Source organism: Aliirhizobium sp. YIM B11859, from assembly GCF_057163345.1.
The window spans coordinates 83,494-102,034 of record NZ_JBXHAY010000009.1; the positions used below are offsets into that span (position 1 = coordinate 83,494).

Here is an 18,541-nt window from a genome sequence, read left to right on the forward strand (position 1 = left end):
CTTTGCGATCTGTCATACGGAGCTGAAATGGGTGCATGTCGGAAGAGACTTGCCGGGTGTGGATCGGGTTTGGCCAGCACACTGGCCATCACCCTCGTTCTGCTGGCAACACCTCAACCGCTCGCCGCCCAGGATGAATCCCCGGCGGACAGCGGGATAGAAACTGCTGCACCAGCTACGGAAAATCCGGCCGAGGAACTGAATCGGAAACAGGAAGAGACCCGCCAGCAGCTCGAAGCGCTCGGCAAGACAATGAAATTGTCGACCGACAAGGTGGCCTCGATCGAGCAAAGCATAGCCCAGACCAACAAGGACAGTGCCGATATCCGAGAGGCACTGATCGAATCCGCCGCAAGGCGAAAGGATCTCGAGCGCAAGATCCAGGACAGCGAAAAGAAGATCGCCAGCCTTGGAGTTCAGGAAGATCGCATTCACGACTCCCTTCGCAGCCGGCGAGGGGTTCTGGCAGAGGTTCTCGGCGCCCTGGAACGAATGGGGCGCAATCCGCCCCCGGCATTGCTGGTAAAGCCGGAGGATGCGCTGGCATCGGTCAGGAGCGCCATCCTTCTCGGCGCCGTGGTTCCCGGGATGCGTGCCGAGGCCGAACGCCTCGTCGTTGACCTGAAGACCTTAAGCGAGACACGAAACGCCGCCGCCGCCGAACGACAGTCGGTTGCCGACACGATCACGGCAAGCCTCGAAGAAGACAAACGCATGGATCTTCTTCTGGCCGAAAACGAAAAATTGAACAGCAGGAATACCACCGAACTGGACGCCGAACGTAAGCGTTCGACGGAACTCGCCAATCGCGCGACATCGCTTGAGGGCCTGATAGGTTCGCTTGAGGACCAGATCGCCTCGGTCCGCGAAGCCATGAACAAGGCTCGCGCGGAAGAAGAACGGCAGAAGCAATTGTCGGAAACGGAGCGCGAAAAGGCGAGGCAGCTTGCCGAAAATGGGGTGCCCGACAAAAACCGCATTGCGCCAGCATATGCTTTTTCCAGTCTCAAGAATAAGCTGGATTTTCCTGTTGCCGGCGATGTGGTGCGTTGGTTCGGCGATCCTGACGGGACAGGACATGCGGCGCGAGGCATAACGATTGCCTCGAACGCGGGCGCGATCGTGACTGCACCGGCTGACGGCCTGGTCGTGTTTGCCGGTACCTTCAGAAGCTACGGGCAAACAATCATTCTCAACGCCGGTGATGGCTACTATGTGGTCCTCACGGGCATGGAAGAGGTTAATGTTCGCCAGGGCCGGTTTGTGTTCGGCGGCGAGCCCATCGCTGTGATGGGCGAGAAAAGAGTAGCGAGTGCAACGGCGTTGGCGCTGGAAACGGATCGCCCGACGCTTTACATTGAATTCAGAAACGACGGTACACCAGTTGATTCCAAACCATGGTGGACCGCGAAAGAAATTGGAAGGGCGCGAAATGATTCGTAGGGCTTCGCTTGTCATCGTCGGTGCACTCATGGGTGCGACAGCGATGAGTCTCATCTATTCGGCCGGCGTGCCGGCTCAAGCAGCCGGAGCATCTACATATAAGGAACTTTCCATCTTTGGCGACGTGTTTGAACGCATTCGCGCCCAATACGTAACGCCTCCCGACGAAGAGAAGCTCATTGAAAGCGCCATCAACGGCATGCTGAGCTCTCTCGACCCGCATTCGAGCTTCATGAATGCCCAGGATGCCGAAGACATGCGGACCCAGACCCGCGGCGAGTTTGGCGGCCTCGGCATAGAAGTGACGATGGAAAATGAACTGGTAAAGGTGATCGCGCCGATCGATGACACGCCCGCCTCGAAGGCAGGCATCCTCGCCGGCGACCTGATTTCCGAAATCGATGGTCAGGCGGTCCGCGGCCTGAAGCTCGAGGATGCCGTCGAGAAGATGCGCGGTGCGATCAATACGCCGATCAAGCTGACGGTTATTCGTCAGGGCGCCGACAAGCCGCTCGATATCACTGTCGTGCGGGACGTGATCGCAGTTCGCGCGGTCAAGTCGCGCGTTGAAGGCGGAGACGTGGGTTATGTTCGTGTCATCTCCTTCACGGAAAAAACCTATGACGATCTTGAGAAGGCCATCAAGAAGATCAAGGCTGATGTTCCGGCCGACAAGCTCAAGGGCTATGTCCTCGACCTTCGCCTGAACCCAGGCGGGCTTCTCGATCAGGCCATCAATGTCTCCGACGCCTTCCTCGAGCGGGGTGAGGTGGTTTCGACACGCGGACGAAACGCCGACGAAACCCGGCGCTTCAATGCTGGCCCGGGCGATCTGACTGATGGTAAGCCGGTGATCGTGCTGATCAACGGCGGTTCAGCTTCCGCTTCGGAAATCGTCGCCGGCGCGCTGCAGGATCTGAAGCGTGCAACCGTTGTCGGAACGCGTTCCTTCGGCAAGGGTTCGGTTCAGACGATTATACCGCTCGGCGACGCTGGTGCGCTTCGCCTGACGACGGCGCTTTATTACACGCCATCGGGCAAGTCGATCCAGGGTACGGGTATCAATCCCGACATCAAGGTTGATCAGCCGCTGCCACCGGAACTGCAGGGCAAGCTGAAGCCTGAGGGCGAATCGAGCCTGAAGGGTCATATTCAGGGTGCAGCGGAAACCGACGAAGGGTCAGGATCGGCAGCTTATGTGCCGCCGGAGGCCAAAGATGATATCCAGCTTAACTATGCGCTTGATCTTCTTCACGGCACCAAGACCGACCCCAGCTTTCCGGCCAGCCCAGACAAGGCCGCCGCAGCCGTAAAGAACTAAGCAAACCGCCAAGGGAACTTCTCGCAAGTTCCCTTGGTTTTCGGCTGGCAGCATAGCACGGACATTCGAGTGGGCACTGATCTCCATGCACCCTTGGGACAAGGGCGTCAGCCTCGCCAAAAGCGCCCGCGGCGAAACTATGCGATAGCTCTGGCAGCGACTGCGGCAGCTGTCGGAATAGTGTCCCTTTCTATATATTCCCTGAGTGGAGACGATAGACTGCAACAGTCTGCCTCTGATGGCGGCTCATCGTCTATCGAGACTGCTTCCAAAACTGCGGAAGAGGCGGGTAAAGCCACGCCCACCACGCAGACGGAAGCCGTCGCTCGCAACGCCACTTCCGGCGCCAATATCGAGCGTGTGCCGACAGGGGATGGCGGTTATGTGACCAAATACACACCTCGCGATCGCCAGGGGCCGCTTGTCATGGACGCGCAGCGCCTGGGGCAGGATCCACGCATGGCAAGCCAGCCCAATCCCGACCTCATCGAGGAAACGGACATGGGCAAACTTCCGGTCGTCGGCGCTGATGGACTACGCCCCATGGACCAATATGCAAGGCCTTGGTCGGGAGCGAGGGGAACAAGGGTCGCCATCGTGATCAGCGGCCTCGGTCTCAGCCAGACCGGCAGTCAGAGGGCTATTCAGCAGCTGCCGCCCGGAGTCACCCTGGCATTTGCGGCAAGCGGTAACAGCCTTCAGCGCTGGATACAGGAAGCCCGTCAAAAGGGTCACGAAATACTGCTGCAGGTGCCACTGGAGCCGTTCGACTATCCAGCGGAGAACCCCGGGCCTGGAACCCTGCTGACCACGAGCTCGGCAAAGGAAAATCTTTCCCGACTGCATCAGGCATTGGCGAGAATAACCAATTACACTGGCCTGATGAACTATCAGGGTGGCCGCTATCTTGCCGACGAGAAGGCCTTGCAGCCCGTGCTGCAGGACGTCTCCAAACGCGGCCTGCTTTTTCTCGATGACGGGACCTCCTCGCTTTCCAAGACTGGTACGGTGTCCGATGCGGTTCAGTTGCCGCACGCCTTTGCGGATGTCGTGCTCGACGGTCAGTTGCAAAAGCAGGCCATTCTGCGAAAGCTTGACGAACTTGGCCGTATCGCGGACCGAAAAGGCACCGCAATCGGCGTCGCCGCCGCTTTCGACGAAAGCATCGATGCGGTAAGGCAGTGGACGGAAGAAGCGACACAGCGGGGCGTCGAGATCGTCGGCTTATCGGCGATCGTGCGGGACAGTAGCCAACCTTGAACGGAGAAGGCATATGGCCAGGAAGGATCGGGCGGTAAAGGTGGAAGACCTGCCATATCGCCCATGCGTCGGCATCATGGTCCTCAATCGCGACGGACTGGCCTGGGCCGGACGACGGATCAAGGAAGGCAATAGCGAATACGATGGTTCGCCGCAGCTTTGGCAGATGCCGCAAGGAGGAATAGACAAAGGCGAGGATCCTTTGCCTGCCGCCTACCGCGAACTCTATGAAGAGACGGGCATGAAGACGGTGACGCTGCTGGCCCAATCCAAGGATTGGATCAATTACGATCTGCCGCCGCATCTCATCGGTATTGGGCTCAAGGGAAAATATCGTGGCCAGACACAGCGCTGGTTCGCATTTCGCTTTGAGGGAGATGAAAGCGAAATCGCGATCAACCCTCCGCCCGGCGGACATCAGGCCGAGTTCGATGCCTGGGAATGGAAACCGATGCACGAGCTTCCCGGTCTGATCGTACCGTTCAAGCGCGCGGTCTACGATCAGGTCGTGGCCGAGTTTTCCAACTTGGCCAGAGGCGCAGCGTAATCTGCACCACCCGCACTTATCTTGAAGAAAGACCCGGCCTGATGCCGGGTCTTTTTTATTATTCCGCAGCGTCGGCAGATTCAGCGTTGAGCTGACCGTAGCGCTCCTCGCCGATCTTCGACAGAAGATCGAGCTGGGTTTCAAGGAAGTCGATATGGCCTTCCTCGTCCATCAGGAGCGCCTCGAACAGTTTCATCGAGACATAATCGCCCGCCTCGTGACAGAGATCACGAGAGGCCTTGTAGGCGGTGCGGGCATCATATTCGCCGGCGAGATCCGCTTCGAGAACTTCCTTGACGTTCTGGCCGATACGCAGCGGCGCGAGCGTCTGCAGATTGGGATGGCCTTCCAGAAAGATGATGCGGTCGATCAGGCGATCGGCATGCTGCATTTCTTCGATGGATTCTGCACGCTCCTTCTTCGCGAGCTTGGTGAAACCCCAGTCGCTGAGAAGACGATAGTGAAGCCAGTATTGGTTTACGGCGCCGAGTTCGAGGAATAGTGCCTCGTTAAGCCGCTCGATTACCCTTGAGTCGCCTTTCAATGTCCGCTCTCCTATTTTCCTCATGGAATTGTCTTAGGCGGGACATATATACAACGACTTCGTCTTCCGTCGAGTGACGGGAGGCATGATAATCCTCGGTCGTTCGGATGATGAGATCAACGACATTCGGGAAACAGCCGCAACAGCGACCACGTTTGCTCATCGCATGATAGACTTTTGAGGGAACGATCAGCTGCCAACAGTCTTCGTCGAGAAGCTGGACGATGACGTCTCTGATTTCCTTGTCCGTGATATAGTTACAGCTACAGACGAGCATTCCCGGATGACCTGTCAAACATGACCAAACTTATCTTCTTTTGAGAAAGAAGAGCTAATATGTCAAGAAAAATCCGGCCAAGGGTGATCACAGACGACTGAACAGCGGCAAATTTGCCTGCATTTGGCAATGCGGACTTCCATGGCAGCCGCAATTCTCAATGAAAATTTCTTCCCCTTGGCATAACACGACCCGGATCCGTCTCCTCGGAATGAGAGGTGATAAGGTTAGCCTCGCTTTGGGGAGGGACACGAGGAGCGGAAGAAGATCGCGGCCTCCATGAGCCGCCGCCCGACTTGAGGGCTTCATCGGATCGAGGCACCCCGAACAGGCGTGCTTCTTTCTGTAGCAGCCCAAGCATCGGGGTAATGTCTTCTATGTGCTCGACGACGGTATGGATGACACCATGCTGACTTTGCAGCCTGCCCTGGATCTTCACCAGCCGTGCTCCCATCACGACCGAACGGTATTTTTCAAACGTCTTGGGCCAGACGATCGCGTTGGCAACACCTGTCTCATCTTCAAGGGTAATGAAGATCACGCCTTTTGCCGAACCGGGCCGCTGCCTGACCAGCACAATGCCGCCGATTGTGACCCTCTCACCGTTGCGGACATTGAGAAGATCAACACTGCGGAAAATGCCCATCGACCTGAATTCCTCGCGAAGGAATGAGACAGGATGGGCCTTGAGGGAAAGTGAGAGATGGCGGTAGTCCTCAATAACCTCCTCGCCAGGCAACATCAGAGGCAATTGTGTTTCCGGTTCAGGCCGAAGATCCTCTGCTCCAGCGATCTCGAACAAGGGGGCGCAGTCCGACGCGGTTTTCATCTCAAGTCCCCTGACCGCCCACAATGCTTGACGACGCCCAAGCCCGACCGACGTGAAAGCATCGGCATCGGCAAGCTTTTCAAGGCAGGCCCTGTCCAAGTCCGATCGGCCCCAGAGATCATGCACACTTCGATATTCTTTGAGCCGCTTGGCGATGAGTTTTTCGGTAATATGCTTTTCGTTCAGGCCTTTCACTTGCCTGAATCCGAGCCTGATCGCATATCGGGTTCTGATGACATCCCGCATGCTTTGATGCCGTCTATCGATCAAGGTCCGGTCGAAACCGACCTCTTCCAGAGTACAGTCCCATTCCGACCTGTTGATGTCGACCGGAAGCACGATCACCCCATGTTCCCGCGCGTCACGAATAAGCTGCGCCGGGGCGTAAAAGCCCATCGGCTGGGAATTCAGCAGTGCCGCGCAGAATACGTCCGGATAATAGGTTTTGATCCAGGATGAAGCAAAGACCAGCAGCGCGAAGGACGCGGCATGGCTTTCGGGAAAGCCATATTCGGCAAATCCCTCGATCTGGCTGAAACACTGCCTGGCAAACTCTTCCGAATAACTGTTCTCCCGCATCCCTTTGATGAAATCGCGCTCGAATTCTTTGACCCGTCCGGATCGTTTGAAGGTCGCCATCGATCGACGAAGCTGATCGGCCTTTGCCGGAGAAAAACCGGCACCGTTGATAGCAATCTGCATCGCCTGCTCTTGGAACAACGGAACACCAAGCGTTCTCTCCAGCACCTCCTCAAGGGCAGGGGTCGGATACGCAATCGGCTTGCCATTTCTCCGATCCTCGCGGCGCTTCAGATAAGGATGCACCATATTGCCCTGGATGGGCCCCGGCCGCACGATTGCCACCTCAATGACGAGGTCGTAGAATTTCCGCGGCTTCAAGCGCGGCAGCATGCTCATCTGCGCCCGGCTTTCGATCTGGAAGACCCCAATCGTATCTGCCCGACAGATCATGTTGTAGACATTCTGATCACGGTTTTCGTCCTGCAGACTGGCAAGCGTCTGTTCCTGCCCGTAATGATCCCGCAACAGCCCGAAAGCCTTCTTCAGGCAAGTCAGCATGCCGAGCGCCAGAACGTCGATCTTCAGCAGTTTCAGCGTATCGAGATCGTCCTTGTCCCATTCGATCATGTAGCGACCCGGCATAGCCGTCTTCATGATCGGCACAACTTCATCAAGCCTGTCGCGGGTGATCAGGAAACCGCCGACATGCTGGGTGAGATGCCGCGGAAATCCCATCAGTTCCTTGGCGTGGGCGATAACTTTCTTCGTCACGGCTTCGTTTACATCAAGCCCTGCCACCTTGGCTTCGCGCTCCGATAAGCCGTCTTCCGACAAACCCCAAACCGTACTCGAAAGCGCTGCCTGCACATCTTCCGAGAGACCGAAGGCCTTTGCCACTTCCCGACCGGCCATTCGTGTCCGGTAACTCGTCACCGCTGCCGTCAATCCGGCATGGCGATATCCGTAATGCTGGTAGATGTACTGGATAACCTCCTCACGCCGTCCGTGTTCGAAATCCACGTCGATATCGGGCGGTTCGTTCCGCTCGGTGGAGATGAAGCGGGCAAAAAGCAAAGTCGCGGATTCAGGGTTTACCTCGGTAATTTCGAGACAATAGCAAACTGTCGAATTGGCAGCCGAGCCTCGCCCCTGGCAGAGAATCTTCAACACGTGCCGGGCGTGCCAGACGATATGCCGTACCGTCAGGAAATAGGGTTCGTATTCCATCTCTCTGATGAGGCGGAGCTCCTCGCGGATATGGCCTTTGACTGCGGCAGGAACCTCGCCGGAATACCGGCGCGCCGCCCCTTCCCATGTCAATCGCTCCAGCGTCTCCGATACGGTTTCGCCAGGCACGCTTTCATCCGGATAATTGTGCTGGAGTTCCCCAAGCGAAAAACTCAACTTGCTGAAGAACACAGCCGTATTTGCCACCGCATCCGGATAGGCATAAAAAAGGCGCGCCATTTCAGACGCCTGTTTCAGATGCCTTTCTCCATTCGGCGCAAGCAGAAAGCCTGCCTCTTGGATAGTGACGTGATTTCGAATGGCCGTCATAACATCTGCAAGCGATCGCCGGTAGGGCAGGCTGAAAAGCGGCAGGTTGGTTGCGATCAGCGGTACCCGGTTCTGTCTCGCGATCTGTGCAAAAGTGGCAAAAACGAAAGCATCGCGCCCGTCATAGGTCGGTGACAATGCCATATAGATATTTTTGCGAAATCTTTGTCGGTAAACAGCAAGTCGCTCACCGAGCGCCACCAGATAAGGGATCTCATCAACACGAGAAAAATCCGGCACCACCGCCAGCATCATCTCGTCGCACCATTCCAGAAAATCCCATTCTTCCAGAATACAGGCCCCTTTTTCGGCGCGGAGATTTCCCCGGCTCAACAGGCGGCAGAGATTGGCCCAGCCCTTGCGATCTCGAGGATAGGCGAGCACATCCGGCGTTGCGTCGACAAACACCAGTCGTGCGCCGGGGTGAAATCTGCAGGGCTCGATGGCGTCTGCCTCTTCCTCCTTTTCCTTGCCATGTTTTTTCTGTCGCTCGAAAGACGCCTCCATCTCCAGAACCTGGCTATGAGCGCGCACCACGCCGGCAACCGAATTGCGATCGGCAATACCAAGTCCGGAAATTCCAAGGACGCTGGCAGCAATAATCATCTCCTCGGGCCGCGCAGCGCCCTCAAGGAAGGAAAAGTTCGTCCTTGCGCCAATTTCAAAGAAAACCGGAGAATCCGTCATGCGAATACCCCGTGCATCCGCCAGGTCGGGGGAGGATTTCCATCGTAACGCCCCAGCCGGAAAACCCAGAAGAGCCGTCCAAACTCGCTTTCGAGGCGGAAATAGTCACGCTCCTTGTCCTCTCCGTTTTCAAGCCACCATTCCGGCGCGATCCTTTCCGGCCCTTCGGCGCGTGTGACCATGTATAGGACATGCCGCCAGCGGAACCCTTGCGGCGGACCGTCAGGAACAATGGCCGCAAAGGTTTCGATAGGTTCCGGACGGCGCAGAAGCCGTAGCGGCCGACCTGATTTCGGCGCAAAGGGCAAGGCATCGTTGCCATTGTCAGGCTCATTTATTGCCTCGATTGCCGCGACAGATGTTTCGGCGCGTTCGGGGATATGGCTTTGGCGCGACCGATAGACTTGAAGGCAATCGGATCCAAGCCGGGCGGAAACCTTGTCGATAAAATCGACAAGTGATGCTTCCCGCCCGTCATCCCCTGAAAAATCACTCTGCAGCACGCGAAAGGCTGCGTGCTGCACAACGTTCAGCCTTAGAAGTTCAAAGCCGAAGCCGGCATCCAGATGATCGTGAACGGCATCGAGGCGCTCGGAAAACAGGCTGGCAATTCCTTTGGGATCTCTCAATGCTCTTGATGACCCGACCTTGATGCGGAAAACCCGCCCATCGACACGAAACAGGACGAGTTCGAAAATCGTCCCCCCGATACCCCGAGCCTCCAGGCTACTCTTGAGCGAAGACGCAATCTCGCGGGTCACCCCGATAATATCCTCTTCCGCCTGGATCGGTTCAGCCAACTGGCGTTCTGCGGAAAGTGCGGCAACCGGCCGTCGCGGCGATATCGCCTCTTCATTGGCCCCAAGTGCCTGATCCAGCCTCAGGAGAAGTTGCGCGCCGAACCTTCGTGCAATCGATGCTCTCGGCATCTCCATCAGATCGGCAACCCGTTTCAGCCCCAGCTTGCAAAGAGCCGCAATCGTTGCCTCTTCAAGACGAAGGGCACGGACATGCAATCTGGTCAATGCATGTGCCGTATTCTCGCCAGCGACAACCCCACCATGGCCGCACCGGCTCACCGCCCATGACAGGCCGGGAGAGCTCGAAATTGCTCCACGGACATCGAACCCCATCTGCAGAAGCCGGGCGAGAATATCGCTGAGCATAGCCTCTTCTCCGTCAAAGAGATGGACGCAACCACTGACATCGAGGAAGAGGCCGTCTTTTCCATCCAGTGCAACGAGGGGTGTAAAGCGGTCGCACCAGTCCGCAATCGCCTCAAGCATCGCGAAATCTGCGACGCCATCCTCATCGAAGACACCTGTTTTGGGATACATCGCACGCGCCTCTGCAAGCGCCTGCCCTTGCTTCAGACCGGATGCTTCGGCCACCTCGTCGAGCGCCGTCAAACGCAATGCATTATTGCACCGACCGGCACAAACGATCGGCGGATGATCAGGACGCCCTTTCGAACGCCACGACATCCCCCACAACCTGCGAGCGATCCTGTCTGTCGGCAGATGCGGAAAATGAAGCGCCAGAATGCGTCGGTCGTTGACGAAGGTGAGGGCCTTTTGTCCCTCTGGCGAGATGAAATTGGCGGTCATGAAGGTTCCACTCTAGGAAGAGAGAAAGGGGAGCCGGGTTGCGGCTTTTCTCAAGGGTAATCCGGAAAACTGGATGGCCGATGCTGCCGCCAAGCATCGTTCCATCTCCAAGACGCCGCTCCAGAGCCGGCGCCGGTTCGACAAGCATGCGGAAGGAAGCGCTGCTGGCCTCTTCGCCCCCCGCATGCCGCAGAAGCAAAAGCGGCCGTCCCGCCGCTTTTGCCCGAAGTTTCAGCCTTCGGCTTTCCGTCAGGCCGAAAGGTTTGGGATTGCCATGGATTTCCAGGATCGTCGCAGCGAAGGCCTTGCTGGTAAGGGCCGCCTCCGCAAGCCAGAGAGCGTCGTCCAGCCTGCGGGGCGAGGCGTGAAAAACCAGATGAGGATCGATGCCGATTTGCCTGATGCCTCCGGCATAAGGAATTCCAGCCTCGTTTGCCGAAAATCCGTCTGCAATCCAGAGCACTGGCCCGTCTGAAAGGTTCCGGGCCTTCATTAATGCCACGAGCGAGAGAGCAAAACCACTGGCCGCACCGGCATCGTAAAGGGTATGCGAGCGTATTTCGGTGAGACTATCCAGCCTTAAGCCACCATCCAGCGCCTCGTCGAAAACCGGAATATCGAAACACAGTCTTGTCTGCCCTGCCTTGTGCGCATCCTCGTCTGGTTCTACGGCAAAATTCTCCTGTTTTGCCGCAACCTCTGTCGGCAAAGGCTTGCCTTCCAATCTGGCAATCTGTTTGCGCAGGGCAAAAACCGTCTCCCGCGCCGTGGCATTGTCCGCCATGGCGTCAGCTCCAATCCATTTGTTCACTTTATGTTCCTATGGATTCCAGAGCCATCGAAAAGAGTCAACAACGCAAAGACAGGAATCTTTTCCTGATTAGCTATAGCAATGATTCTTATCTCGAAAAAAAACGCCATCGGCCTTATATGTGACCTGTAAAAGGGAGGCCTCATGGCTCGCATCGACCAAACCAACGACTGGCAGGATCGCCATGCGCCAACGATAAGTACCTTTGAATCGTTAGCGATCGAGGCCTATGGCCACCTTCCGCAGGAATTCAGAGCCCTTACGACAAACCTGATTATCGAGGTTGAAGAATTTCCGGACGACGAGGTTTTCGAGGACATGGCGCTGGAAACGCCATTCGACCTTCTTGGCCTTTTCGAAGGACGCGGGATTTCGGAACGGTTTACCGTCGAAACGGGAGAACTGCCCAACCGGATCAGGCTCTACCGGCGGCCGATCCTGGACTACTGGGCGGAAAACGAGGAAACTCTGGGCGACATCATCACCCATGTCCTGATCCATGAAATCGGTCACCATTTCGGCTTGAGTGACGATGACATGGAACGCATAGAAGCCAGCGCCGAGGATGCGATCCAGCGCTGACCCGTTCGGTGATTACTGTTCGCCAAGCTTCATGTCAGGATGATAATCCTTGCCGTCCACGGTTTTTGTCACAGCCTGGCCGCATTGCATTTCACCGCTTGTGGCATTGAATGAATAACTCGCGGAACCATGAAGTTCCCACCCTTTGTTCAGTGCCGCCGTGACCTTGTGGCAGAAGGAAGCGTCGTCCGGGCCGGTGAGGAAACGATAGAGTTTCATGATATCTTCTTTCTTGCAGCAATTGCGGAAATCTGGGCCAGAAGCTTCTTAGCCTCTTCAAAATGAAGGCGCTCGACCATTTTTCCATTTATGTTGACGACATTGAGACTTTTGGCACCGGGCGCTTCGAAAGCGGCAACAATTTCTTTGGCCTCCTCGAGGCTTTGCAGGTCGGGTGCGAAATGCCGGTTCGCTGCCTCGATCTGCGCCGGATGAACGAGCATTTTCCCTGAAAATCCCATGGCGCGGCCTTGTGCGCAATCAGCTTCAAAGCCGGCTTCATCCTTGAAATCGTTGAACACGCTGTCGACCACATCAACGCCATAGGCCCGGCCGGCAAGCACGATCTGCATCAACCATGGAACGAGATAGGCCCGGCCCTTCTGCGGCAACACGCCCGTCGCCTTGCGCAAATCATTCAGACCGACAACGAAGCATTGCAGTCCGGTGCCGCCGGCAGCGATTGAATTTGCATTCAACACACCTTTTGGCGTTTCGATCATCGCCCACAGAGCAACTGGCTTCGATGGGTTGAGCGCCTTCAGAATATCCGAAGCTGCCATAATCTCGGAAACATCTTCCACCTTTGGAAGAACAAGCGCGTCAGGAGCAAGTTTTGCAACGAGTTCCATGTCCTTGGCGCTGAACTCGCTACCGATGGCATTGATGCGGATGGCCCGTTCCTGGTGCGATATCGGAGCATCACGAAACGCATCTGCAAGGTTGTTGCGTGCTTCCGCTTTTCGTTCAGGCGCGACGGAATCCTCCAGATCGTAAATCACCGCATCGCAGTCAAGATTTGGAGCCTTTACCAAGGCTCGCCTGTTATCGGCCGGAACACTGAGGAGAGAGCGGCGAATGGGCAAACTGCGATCTTCCAAGAATTGCATCACTTTCTTCTGACGATCTTTTCACGTCCCAGTAATTAATCCCGCATGAAAACCTCTTGCAAGATGGCAACGGAAAGCCCACATTTCCTGTGCAGAAAGGCTTGGACATGCAAAATATTCGTTCATTCTTCATAATCGCGACCGCTATCGCAATCCTTGCGGCAGCAGCATTGCTGACAGCATCCCTGACGATCGCCTTCATGGGTACGCTCGCCATTCTTTCCGTTGGCAAGGCGCTTTCCAACCGGTTGAAACCTCTCCCGGTTCGCGCAAAGAACAAGCGGCAGGATATGCGCGTCTGGAACGACGGACGCGGTACGATCATCGACATGTAAGCTCCATCTGCCCGGATCCGCAAAATGCGGTTCCGTGGCAGAAAATCGGCACGTACCGATTGGTACTGAAACGGACTTCAAATTCTTCCGAAAATCCGTTATGGCAGCCTCCATCAAAGTCTTCATGGAGGCACGATCATGGAAAAATTTGAAAAGCTGACAGGCGTTGCTGCGCCTCTTCCGGTTGTCAACATCGACACCGACATGATCATCCCGAAGGATTATCTCAAGACGATCAAGCGCACAGGCCTTGGAAAAGGGCTGTTTGCCGAGGCTCGCTACAGCGAAGACGGTTCTGAAAACCCCGATTTCGTCTTGAATAAGCCTGCCTATCGCGGCGCCAAAATCCTCGTTGCCGGTGATAATTTCGGCTGCGGCTCTTCACGCGAGCATGCGCCATGGGCCCTGCTTGATTTCGGCATCCGCTGCGTCATCTCCACCAGCTTCGCCGACATTTTCTACAATAACTGTTTCAAGAACGGCATCCTGCCCATCGTCGTCAGCCCGGAAGACCTGGAAAAGCTGATGGATGATGCCGAGCGCGGTGCAAACGCAATCCTCTCAATTGACCTGCAAGCTCAGGAAATCACCGGGCCGGACGGCGGGCACCTGCATTTCGACATTGATCCCGGCCGTCGTCATATCCTTCTCGAAGGTCTGGACGATATTGCCTCGACATTGAAAAGTGACGCCGCGATCTCGAGCTTCGAAACCAGGAATAAAAGCGCGCGCCCCTGGCTCTGACTGCTTTGCTTTCCTCACCCTGCGGCAGGCAGGGGTGAGGTATTTCCATGCGCAGCCGCGCTGCGCATGAGGATATTGGACCTGCAGAACTGCAAGGACGGCAGACGAATGGCAAAAAAACTATTCCTTCTTCCAGGTGACGGCATTGGCTCCGAAGCCATGGGCGAAGTCCGCAAGATCATCGCCTATATGAACGACAGGATGAATGCGGATTTCTCTCTCGACGAAGGTCTCGTTGGCGGATGTGCCTACGACGCCCATGGAGTGGCAATATCCGATGCCGACATGGCCAAAGCCATGGCCGCGGATGCGGTTCTTTTCGGTGCCGTCGGTGGCCCGAAATGGGATAGCGTCCCCTATGAGGTTCGGCCGGAAGCCGGCCTCCTGCGCTTGCGCAAGGACATGCAGCTTTTCGCCAACCTCCGCCCTGCGATCTGCTATCCGGCACTTGCCTCCGCCTCATCGCTCAAGCCCGAACTCGTCGAAGGTCTCGATATCCTGATCGTTCGCGAATTGACGGGTGGCGTCTACTTCGGCGAGCCGAAGGAGATCATCGATCTCGGCAATGGCCAGAAGCGCGGCATCGACACCCAGATTTATGACACATACGAGATCGAACGCATCGCAAGCGTTGCCTTCGAACTTGCGCGCACACGCCAGAACGCCGTCTGCTCGATGGAAAAGCGCAACGTCATGAAGTCCGGTGTTCTTTGGAACCAGGTCGTCACCGAAATCCATAAGCGCGCCTATTCGGACGTGAAGCTCGAGCATATGCTGGCCGATGCCGGCGGCATGCAGCTTGTAAGATCGCCGAAACAGTTCGACGTCATCGTCACCGACAACCTCTTCGGCGACATGCTGTCCGACGTTGCAGCCATGCTGACGGGATCGCTCGGCATGCTGCCATCTGCCTCTCTCGGCGCAGCAGATGCAAAGACAGGCAAGCGAAAGGCAATGTATGAGCCAGTCCACGGCTCGGCGCCGGATATCGCCGGCAAGGGCATCGCCAACCCGATCGCCATGATCGCATCCTTCGCGATGTGCCTTCGTTATTCGTTCAACATGGTGGCCGAGGCCGACCATCTCGAAAAGGCGATCGCCACAGTCCTCGATCAGGGCATCCGAACCGGCGACATCATGGCGGAAGGTTGCCGCCAGGTCGGCACGTCCGAAATGGGCGACGCAATCCTGAAAGAATTCCAGGCTCTTTCTGCCTGATTGAAACCTCCAGAGCCTCCATGAAAATGGGGGCTCTTGTTTTTCGCCTGTCATCAACCCCGGTTATGGTCGCGCGCACAAGCCACGACGCGCCCAAGCACCCGGACCGATGAAGAACACGATCAACATCTTGCGCCGCCGCCGCGAACGCTGCCAGAAGTCCCCTTCTTCCATTTGTTGCATCTGGACCTGGGCATTCATCACGATCAATCCGATTTTGATCGCGCTTTTCCTGCTGGATGGCCCGGTTGCCTCCTATGCCCAGCATAATTCGCAACTGCTGAAGCCGATCGGCAGCACGATCACCGATTTCGGAAAATCCGACTGGATCATTTTCGCAAGCCTTTTCATCTTTGCAGAAGCGTTTGTCGCCTACAGATTGGCGCCGACCCTGAAAGGGCGCTTCCAGGCAGCCCTTGTCAGCCATATGGCAATCTATGTCTTCCTCTGCGTCAGCCTCTCGGGCATTCTCGCCAATCTCCTGAAAAGGATCATCGGCCGTGCGCGCCCGACCCTTTTTGACGAACTGGGATTTCTGAGCTTCGATAGTTTCGCGGGAAGTTCGCGCTTCGAAAGCTTTCCCTCCGGCCACGCCACCACTGCCGGAGCCCTGATGATGGCCATGGCGCTGATTGCCCCGCCCTATAGGCTGGCCTTCCTGAGCATGGGCCTATGGCTTGGTTTTTCTCGCGTCATCGTCGGCGCCCATTATCCAAGCGATGTCATCGCAGGCCTCGCACTTGGCGCCTGGTTTTCGCTTGCAATGGCCATCATCTTTGCCCGCCACAGGATATTATTCGCTCAGAGGGCCGATGGTTTACCCGTTCTGCGCCATCCCCTGCCTCTCTCTTTGACCCCGCGCATGCCGCAATACCGCAGGCCCGAATTTCGCCCCCTCACAACCTACCGGACACTGTTTGTCCGCGGATGACAAAAGCCCGGCACATGGCCGGGCTTTTTCTTAAGCTTCTATCCTTTGATCGTCCTTCAGACCTCATTCGGCGTGAATGTCACGATCCTTGGTTTCCGGCAGGAAGAGTATCCCGACGACCAGGGTGATCGATGCAAACACGATCGGGTACCAGAGGCCATAATAGATGTTGCCTGCCGCCGCACTCATGGCGAAGGCGGTTGCCGGAAGAAGTCCGCCGAACCAGCCGTTGCCGATGTGATAAGGCAGCGACATCCCCGTATAGCGGATACGGGTCGGAAAGAGTTCGACCAGAAGAGCCGCGATCGGACCGTAGACCATCGTCACGTAGAGAACGAGGACGAACAGCACGGCGATCGTACCAACCCAGTTCACCCGTGCCGGATCAGCCTTCATCGTGAAAGCACCGCCGTTCGCGATGGTGTAGACGGGCATAGTCGTGACGCCATTCGCCTCTTCGGCCGTCAACAGCTTCTGCGAGACGAGGTCCGCAGAGGTCACAGCCGCCTTGTCACCGGACCGAACAGCCTCAGCATTGAGCCCGAGTTCCGGATTTGCGGCAATGAAGCCATCGAGCTTCGAATCCGGCACCTTGGCGGGACTGCGGCTAAGCGGATAGCCCGCGTCGTGAAGAGCAACATTGATGCCCTTTTCCAGCACGGTCTGCTTGGCCTTGGCGTCGGCACCGGCTGCGATCGCATCATAGCTTGTGACGCTGTTGTCGCCGATCTTGACCGTCGCCGGCTGTCCGGTCGGGCCGGGCACAACTTCATACGGCACCGAGTTCCTGGTCAGGAACGAGGTGGCGATATCGCAGGAACTGGTGAATTTCGCCGTTCCGGTCGGATTGAACTGGAATTTGCAATCTGCCGGATCCGACGTAACGGTCGCCCGTATCGAAGCCTGGGCCTCGGCAAGCGCCGGGTTTGCCATATGGGTCAGCGCCTTGAACAGCGGCATATAGGTGACTGCCGCAATCAAAAGACCCGCCATGATGATCGGCTTGCGGCCGATCTTGTCGGACAAAGAACCGAACACAACGAAGAACGGCGTTGCGAGAAGCAGTGCGATCGCAACCATGATATTGGCGGACTGCAGATCGACCTTCAGCACGTTTTGCAGGAAGAACAGCGCATAGAACTGACCGCCGTACCAGACAACCGCCTGACCCATCGTCGCACCGAGCAAAGCGACGATCGCGATCTTGGCATTCTTCCAGGTGCCGAAGGCTTCGGTAAGGGGTGCCTTGGAGCCCTTGCCCTCCGCCTTCATCTTCTGGAAAGCCGGAGATTCGTTCATCTTGACGCGGATCCAGACGGACACGCCGAGAAGCACGACGGAAACCAGGAATGGAATACGCCATCCCCAGGCGGCAAAGGCTGCATTGCCCATGATCGACTGGACGGCAACGATGACGATCAGCGACAGGAAAAGACCGAGCGTCGCGGTGGTCTGTATCCATGACGTGAAATAACCGCGTCGGCCGTTTGGCGCATGCTCGGCGACATAGGTGGCGGCACCACCATATTCACCGCCGAGTGCAAGGCCCTGCAGCATGCGCAGAATGATCAGGATGATCGGCGCCGCGATGCCGATCGTTGCCGCACCCGGCAGGACACCGACGAGGAAGGTCGAAAAGCCCATGATCAGGATTGTCACGAGAAACGTGTATTTGCGGCCGACGAGATCGCCGAGCCGCCCGAAGACCAGCGCACCAAAGGGACGGACGAGAAAGCCCGCCGCGAAGGCCAGCAACGTGAAGATGTTGCGCGTCGCTTCGGGATACTGGGTGAAAAAGGTCGCGCCGATATAGGTGGCAAGCGAACCGTAGAGATAGAAGTCATACCATTCGAACACGGTGCCGAGGGAGGATGCGAAGATGACCTTCTTCTCCTCCCGTGTCATGGGGCCGGCCTTCGTATCGGCCGCCGCTGTGACGTTTGCCATTGTCGTCCTCCCAACAAGGTGAAAATCCTCGCAAGGCTGCTCTGGACTTTCCTCCTCTGCCAAAACAACCGTGACGCGATCATCGCAGATTGACAGAAATCAGGACAACCGGTGAGTGATGCTTTGGGATTATGACTTTCGTCTAAACTACGGCGAGAGCGGAGAACTGCTCCTGTTCCAACTCAGCTTGACTCCATTGCAGAATGTTCTAAACACATGCGCGAACGGGAAAACGCCCAAATGATAGCTCGCGAATTTGACATCGCTGCA

The 18,541-nt window shown here is 56.7% G+C and carries 17 protein-coding genes; 9 read left to right on the forward strand and 8 right to left on the reverse strand.

Going from position 1 to position 18,541, the window contains the following annotated elements:
* The first annotated feature begins 27 nt into the window (after window positions 1–27).
* The 4 genes from AC2GXZ_RS26935 to AC2GXZ_RS26950 all read left to right on the forward strand — a co-directional run bounded on the left by AC2GXZ_RS26935 (window position 28) and on the right by AC2GXZ_RS26950 (window position 4,571).
* Entirely contained in the window at window positions 28–1,443 is a 1,416-nt protein-coding gene (locus tag AC2GXZ_RS26935) for a murein hydrolase activator EnvC family protein (protein WP_483762318.1), read from the forward strand.
* The gene (locus AC2GXZ_RS26940; protein WP_483762319.1) at window positions 1,433–2,764 is read left to right on the forward strand and encodes a S41 family peptidase; all 1,332 of its coding nucleotides are present in this window, start codon (window positions 1,433–1,435) and stop codon (window positions 2,762–2,764) included. The genes AC2GXZ_RS26935 and AC2GXZ_RS26940 overlap by 11 nt, the downstream gene beginning before the upstream one ends.
* 69 nt (window positions 2,765–2,833) lie before the next feature.
* Window positions 2,834–4,024 carry a divergent polysaccharide deacetylase family protein gene (locus AC2GXZ_RS26945; RefSeq protein WP_483762320.1) on the forward strand — a complete coding sequence of 397 codons (1,191 nt, stop codon included), beginning with the start codon at window positions 2,834–2,836 and terminating at the stop codon, window positions 4,022–4,024.
* 13 nt (window positions 4,025–4,037) lie between these two features.
* Complete coding sequence (locus AC2GXZ_RS26950; protein WP_483762321.1) at window positions 4,038–4,571, forward strand: RNA pyrophosphohydrolase; 534 nt, start codon at window positions 4,038–4,040, stop codon at window positions 4,569–4,571.
* A 58-nt stretch (window positions 4,572–4,629) separates the two neighbouring features.
* On the opposite strand, the gene bfr is transcribed toward AC2GXZ_RS26950, so the two are convergent.
* The 5 genes from bfr to AC2GXZ_RS26975 form a co-directional block, all read right to left on the reverse strand.
* Window positions 4,630–5,115, reverse strand: a complete 486-nt coding sequence (bfr, locus tag AC2GXZ_RS26955; RefSeq protein WP_483762322.1) for a bacterioferritin — start codon at window positions 5,113–5,115, stop codon at window positions 4,630–4,632.
* Complete coding sequence (locus AC2GXZ_RS26960) at window positions 5,081–5,392, reverse strand: (2Fe-2S)-binding protein (RefSeq protein ID WP_483762323.1); 312 nt, start codon at window positions 5,390–5,392, stop codon at window positions 5,081–5,083. Before AC2GXZ_RS26960 ends, bfr begins: the two co-directional genes overlap by 35 nt.
* Before the next feature lie 157 nt (window positions 5,393–5,549).
* The gene (locus AC2GXZ_RS26965; protein ID WP_483762324.1) at window positions 5,550–8,987 is read right to left on the reverse strand and encodes an error-prone DNA polymerase; all 3,438 of its coding nucleotides are present in this window, start codon (window positions 8,985–8,987) and stop codon (window positions 5,550–5,552) included.
* A complete protein-coding gene (locus AC2GXZ_RS26970) occupies window positions 8,984–10,471 on the reverse strand; it encodes a Y-family DNA polymerase (RefSeq protein WP_483762412.1) in 1,488 nt (495 codons plus the stop codon). Before AC2GXZ_RS26970 ends, AC2GXZ_RS26965 begins: the two co-directional genes overlap by 4 nt.
* A complete protein-coding gene (locus tag AC2GXZ_RS26975; protein ID WP_483762413.1) occupies window positions 10,443–11,378 on the reverse strand; it encodes an ImuA family protein in 936 nt (311 codons plus the stop codon). The genes AC2GXZ_RS26970 and AC2GXZ_RS26975 overlap by 29 nt, the downstream gene beginning before the upstream one ends.
* 171 nt (window positions 11,379–11,549) lie before the next feature.
* Between AC2GXZ_RS26975 and AC2GXZ_RS26980 the strand changes: the two genes are divergently transcribed.
* Window positions 11,550–11,987: a metallopeptidase family protein gene (locus AC2GXZ_RS26980; RefSeq protein WP_483762325.1), complete on the forward strand. Its 438-nt coding sequence runs from the start codon at window positions 11,550–11,552 to the stop codon at window positions 11,985–11,987.
* Window positions 11,988–11,999: 12 nt separating this feature from the next.
* Here the strand turns inward: AC2GXZ_RS26980 and AC2GXZ_RS26985 are convergent, their stop codons facing one another.
* Window positions 12,000–12,206 (reverse strand): DUF1737 domain-containing protein, encoded by a 207-nt coding sequence (locus tag AC2GXZ_RS26985; RefSeq protein ID WP_483762326.1) that lies wholly within the window; start codon window positions 12,204–12,206, stop codon window positions 12,000–12,002.
* Window positions 12,203–13,096, reverse strand: a complete 894-nt coding sequence (locus tag AC2GXZ_RS26990) for an HpcH/HpaI aldolase/citrate lyase family protein (RefSeq protein ID WP_483762327.1) — start codon at window positions 13,094–13,096, stop codon at window positions 12,203–12,205. The genes AC2GXZ_RS26985 and AC2GXZ_RS26990 overlap by 4 nt, the downstream gene beginning before the upstream one ends.
* 107 nt (window positions 13,097–13,203) lie before the next feature.
* Here AC2GXZ_RS26990 and AC2GXZ_RS26995 point away from each other — a divergent pair, with 107 nt between their 5' ends.
* The 4 genes from AC2GXZ_RS26995 (at window position 13,204) to AC2GXZ_RS27010 (ending at window position 16,324) form a co-directional block, all read left to right on the forward strand.
* Window positions 13,204–13,431, forward strand: a complete 228-nt coding sequence (locus tag AC2GXZ_RS26995) for a hypothetical protein (protein WP_483762328.1) — start codon at window positions 13,204–13,206, stop codon at window positions 13,429–13,431.
* Between the two features lie 138 nt (window positions 13,432–13,569).
* Window positions 13,570–14,175: a 3-isopropylmalate dehydratase small subunit gene (leuD, locus tag AC2GXZ_RS27000; RefSeq protein WP_483762329.1), complete on the forward strand. Its 606-nt coding sequence runs from the start codon at window positions 13,570–13,572 to the stop codon at window positions 14,173–14,175.
* Between the two features lie 108 nt (window positions 14,176–14,283).
* On the forward strand, window positions 14,284–15,393 hold the full coding sequence (gene leuB, locus AC2GXZ_RS27005; RefSeq protein ID WP_483762330.1) for a 3-isopropylmalate dehydrogenase: 1,110 nt from the start codon (window positions 14,284–14,286) through the stop codon (window positions 15,391–15,393).
* A 109-nt stretch (window positions 15,394–15,502) separates the two neighbouring features.
* On the forward strand, window positions 15,503–16,324 hold the full coding sequence (locus AC2GXZ_RS27010) for a phosphatase PAP2 family protein (RefSeq protein WP_483762331.1): 822 nt from the start codon (window positions 15,503–15,505) through the stop codon (window positions 16,322–16,324).
* 63 nt (window positions 16,325–16,387) lie between these two features.
* Here AC2GXZ_RS27010 and AC2GXZ_RS27015 read toward each other — a convergent pair whose 3' ends face one another.
* Window positions 16,388–18,271: an MFS transporter gene (locus tag AC2GXZ_RS27015; RefSeq protein WP_483762332.1), complete on the reverse strand. Its 1,884-nt coding sequence runs from the start codon at window positions 18,269–18,271 to the stop codon at window positions 16,388–16,390.
* Between the last annotated feature and the right edge of the window lie 270 nt (window positions 18,272–18,541).

Coding starts and splice junctions, on each gene's coding strand:
- leuD (WP_483762329.1), top strand. CDS start 13,570: ATGGAAAAATTTGAAAAGCTGACAGGCGTTGCTGCGCCTCTTCCGGTT.
- AC2GXZ_RS26975 (WP_483762413.1), bottom strand. CDS start 11,378: ATGGCGGACAATGCCACGGCGCGGGAGACGGTTTTTGCCCTGCGCAAA.
- AC2GXZ_RS26935 (WP_483762318.1), top strand. CDS start 28: ATGGGTGCATGTCGGAAGAGACTTGCCGGGTGTGGATCGGGTTTGGCC.
- AC2GXZ_RS26980 (WP_483762325.1), top strand. CDS start 11,550: ATGGCTCGCATCGACCAAACCAACGACTGGCAGGATCGCCATGCGCCA.
- AC2GXZ_RS27010 (WP_483762331.1), top strand. CDS start 15,503: ATGAAGAACACGATCAACATCTTGCGCCGCCGCCGCGAACGCTGCCAG.
- AC2GXZ_RS26995 (WP_483762328.1), top strand. CDS start 13,204: ATGCAAAATATTCGTTCATTCTTCATAATCGCGACCGCTATCGCAATC.
- AC2GXZ_RS26965 (WP_483762324.1), bottom strand. CDS start 8,987: ATGACGGATTCTCCGGTTTTCTTTGAAATTGGCGCAAGGACGAACTTT.
- AC2GXZ_RS26970 (WP_483762412.1), bottom strand. CDS start 10,471: ATGTCGTGGCGTTCGAAAGGGCGTCCTGATCATCCGCCGATCGTTTGT.
- AC2GXZ_RS26990 (WP_483762327.1), bottom strand. CDS start 13,096: ATGCAATTCTTGGAAGATCGCAGTTTGCCCATTCGCCGCTCTCTCCTC.
- AC2GXZ_RS26950 (WP_483762321.1), top strand. CDS start 4,038: ATGGCCAGGAAGGATCGGGCGGTAAAGGTGGAAGACCTGCCATATCGC.
- AC2GXZ_RS26960 (WP_483762323.1), bottom strand. CDS start 5,392: ATGCTCGTCTGTAGCTGTAACTATATCACGGACAAGGAAATCAGAGAC.
- AC2GXZ_RS27015 (WP_483762332.1), bottom strand. CDS start 18,271: ATGGCAAACGTCACAGCGGCGGCCGATACGAAGGCCGGCCCCATGACA.
- AC2GXZ_RS26985 (WP_483762326.1), bottom strand. CDS start 12,206: ATGAAACTCTATCGTTTCCTCACCGGCCCGGACGACGCTTCCTTCTGC.
- leuB (WP_483762330.1), top strand. CDS start 14,284: ATGGCAAAAAAACTATTCCTTCTTCCAGGTGACGGCATTGGCTCCGAA.
- AC2GXZ_RS26940 (WP_483762319.1), top strand. CDS start 1,433: ATGATTCGTAGGGCTTCGCTTGTCATCGTCGGTGCACTCATGGGTGCG.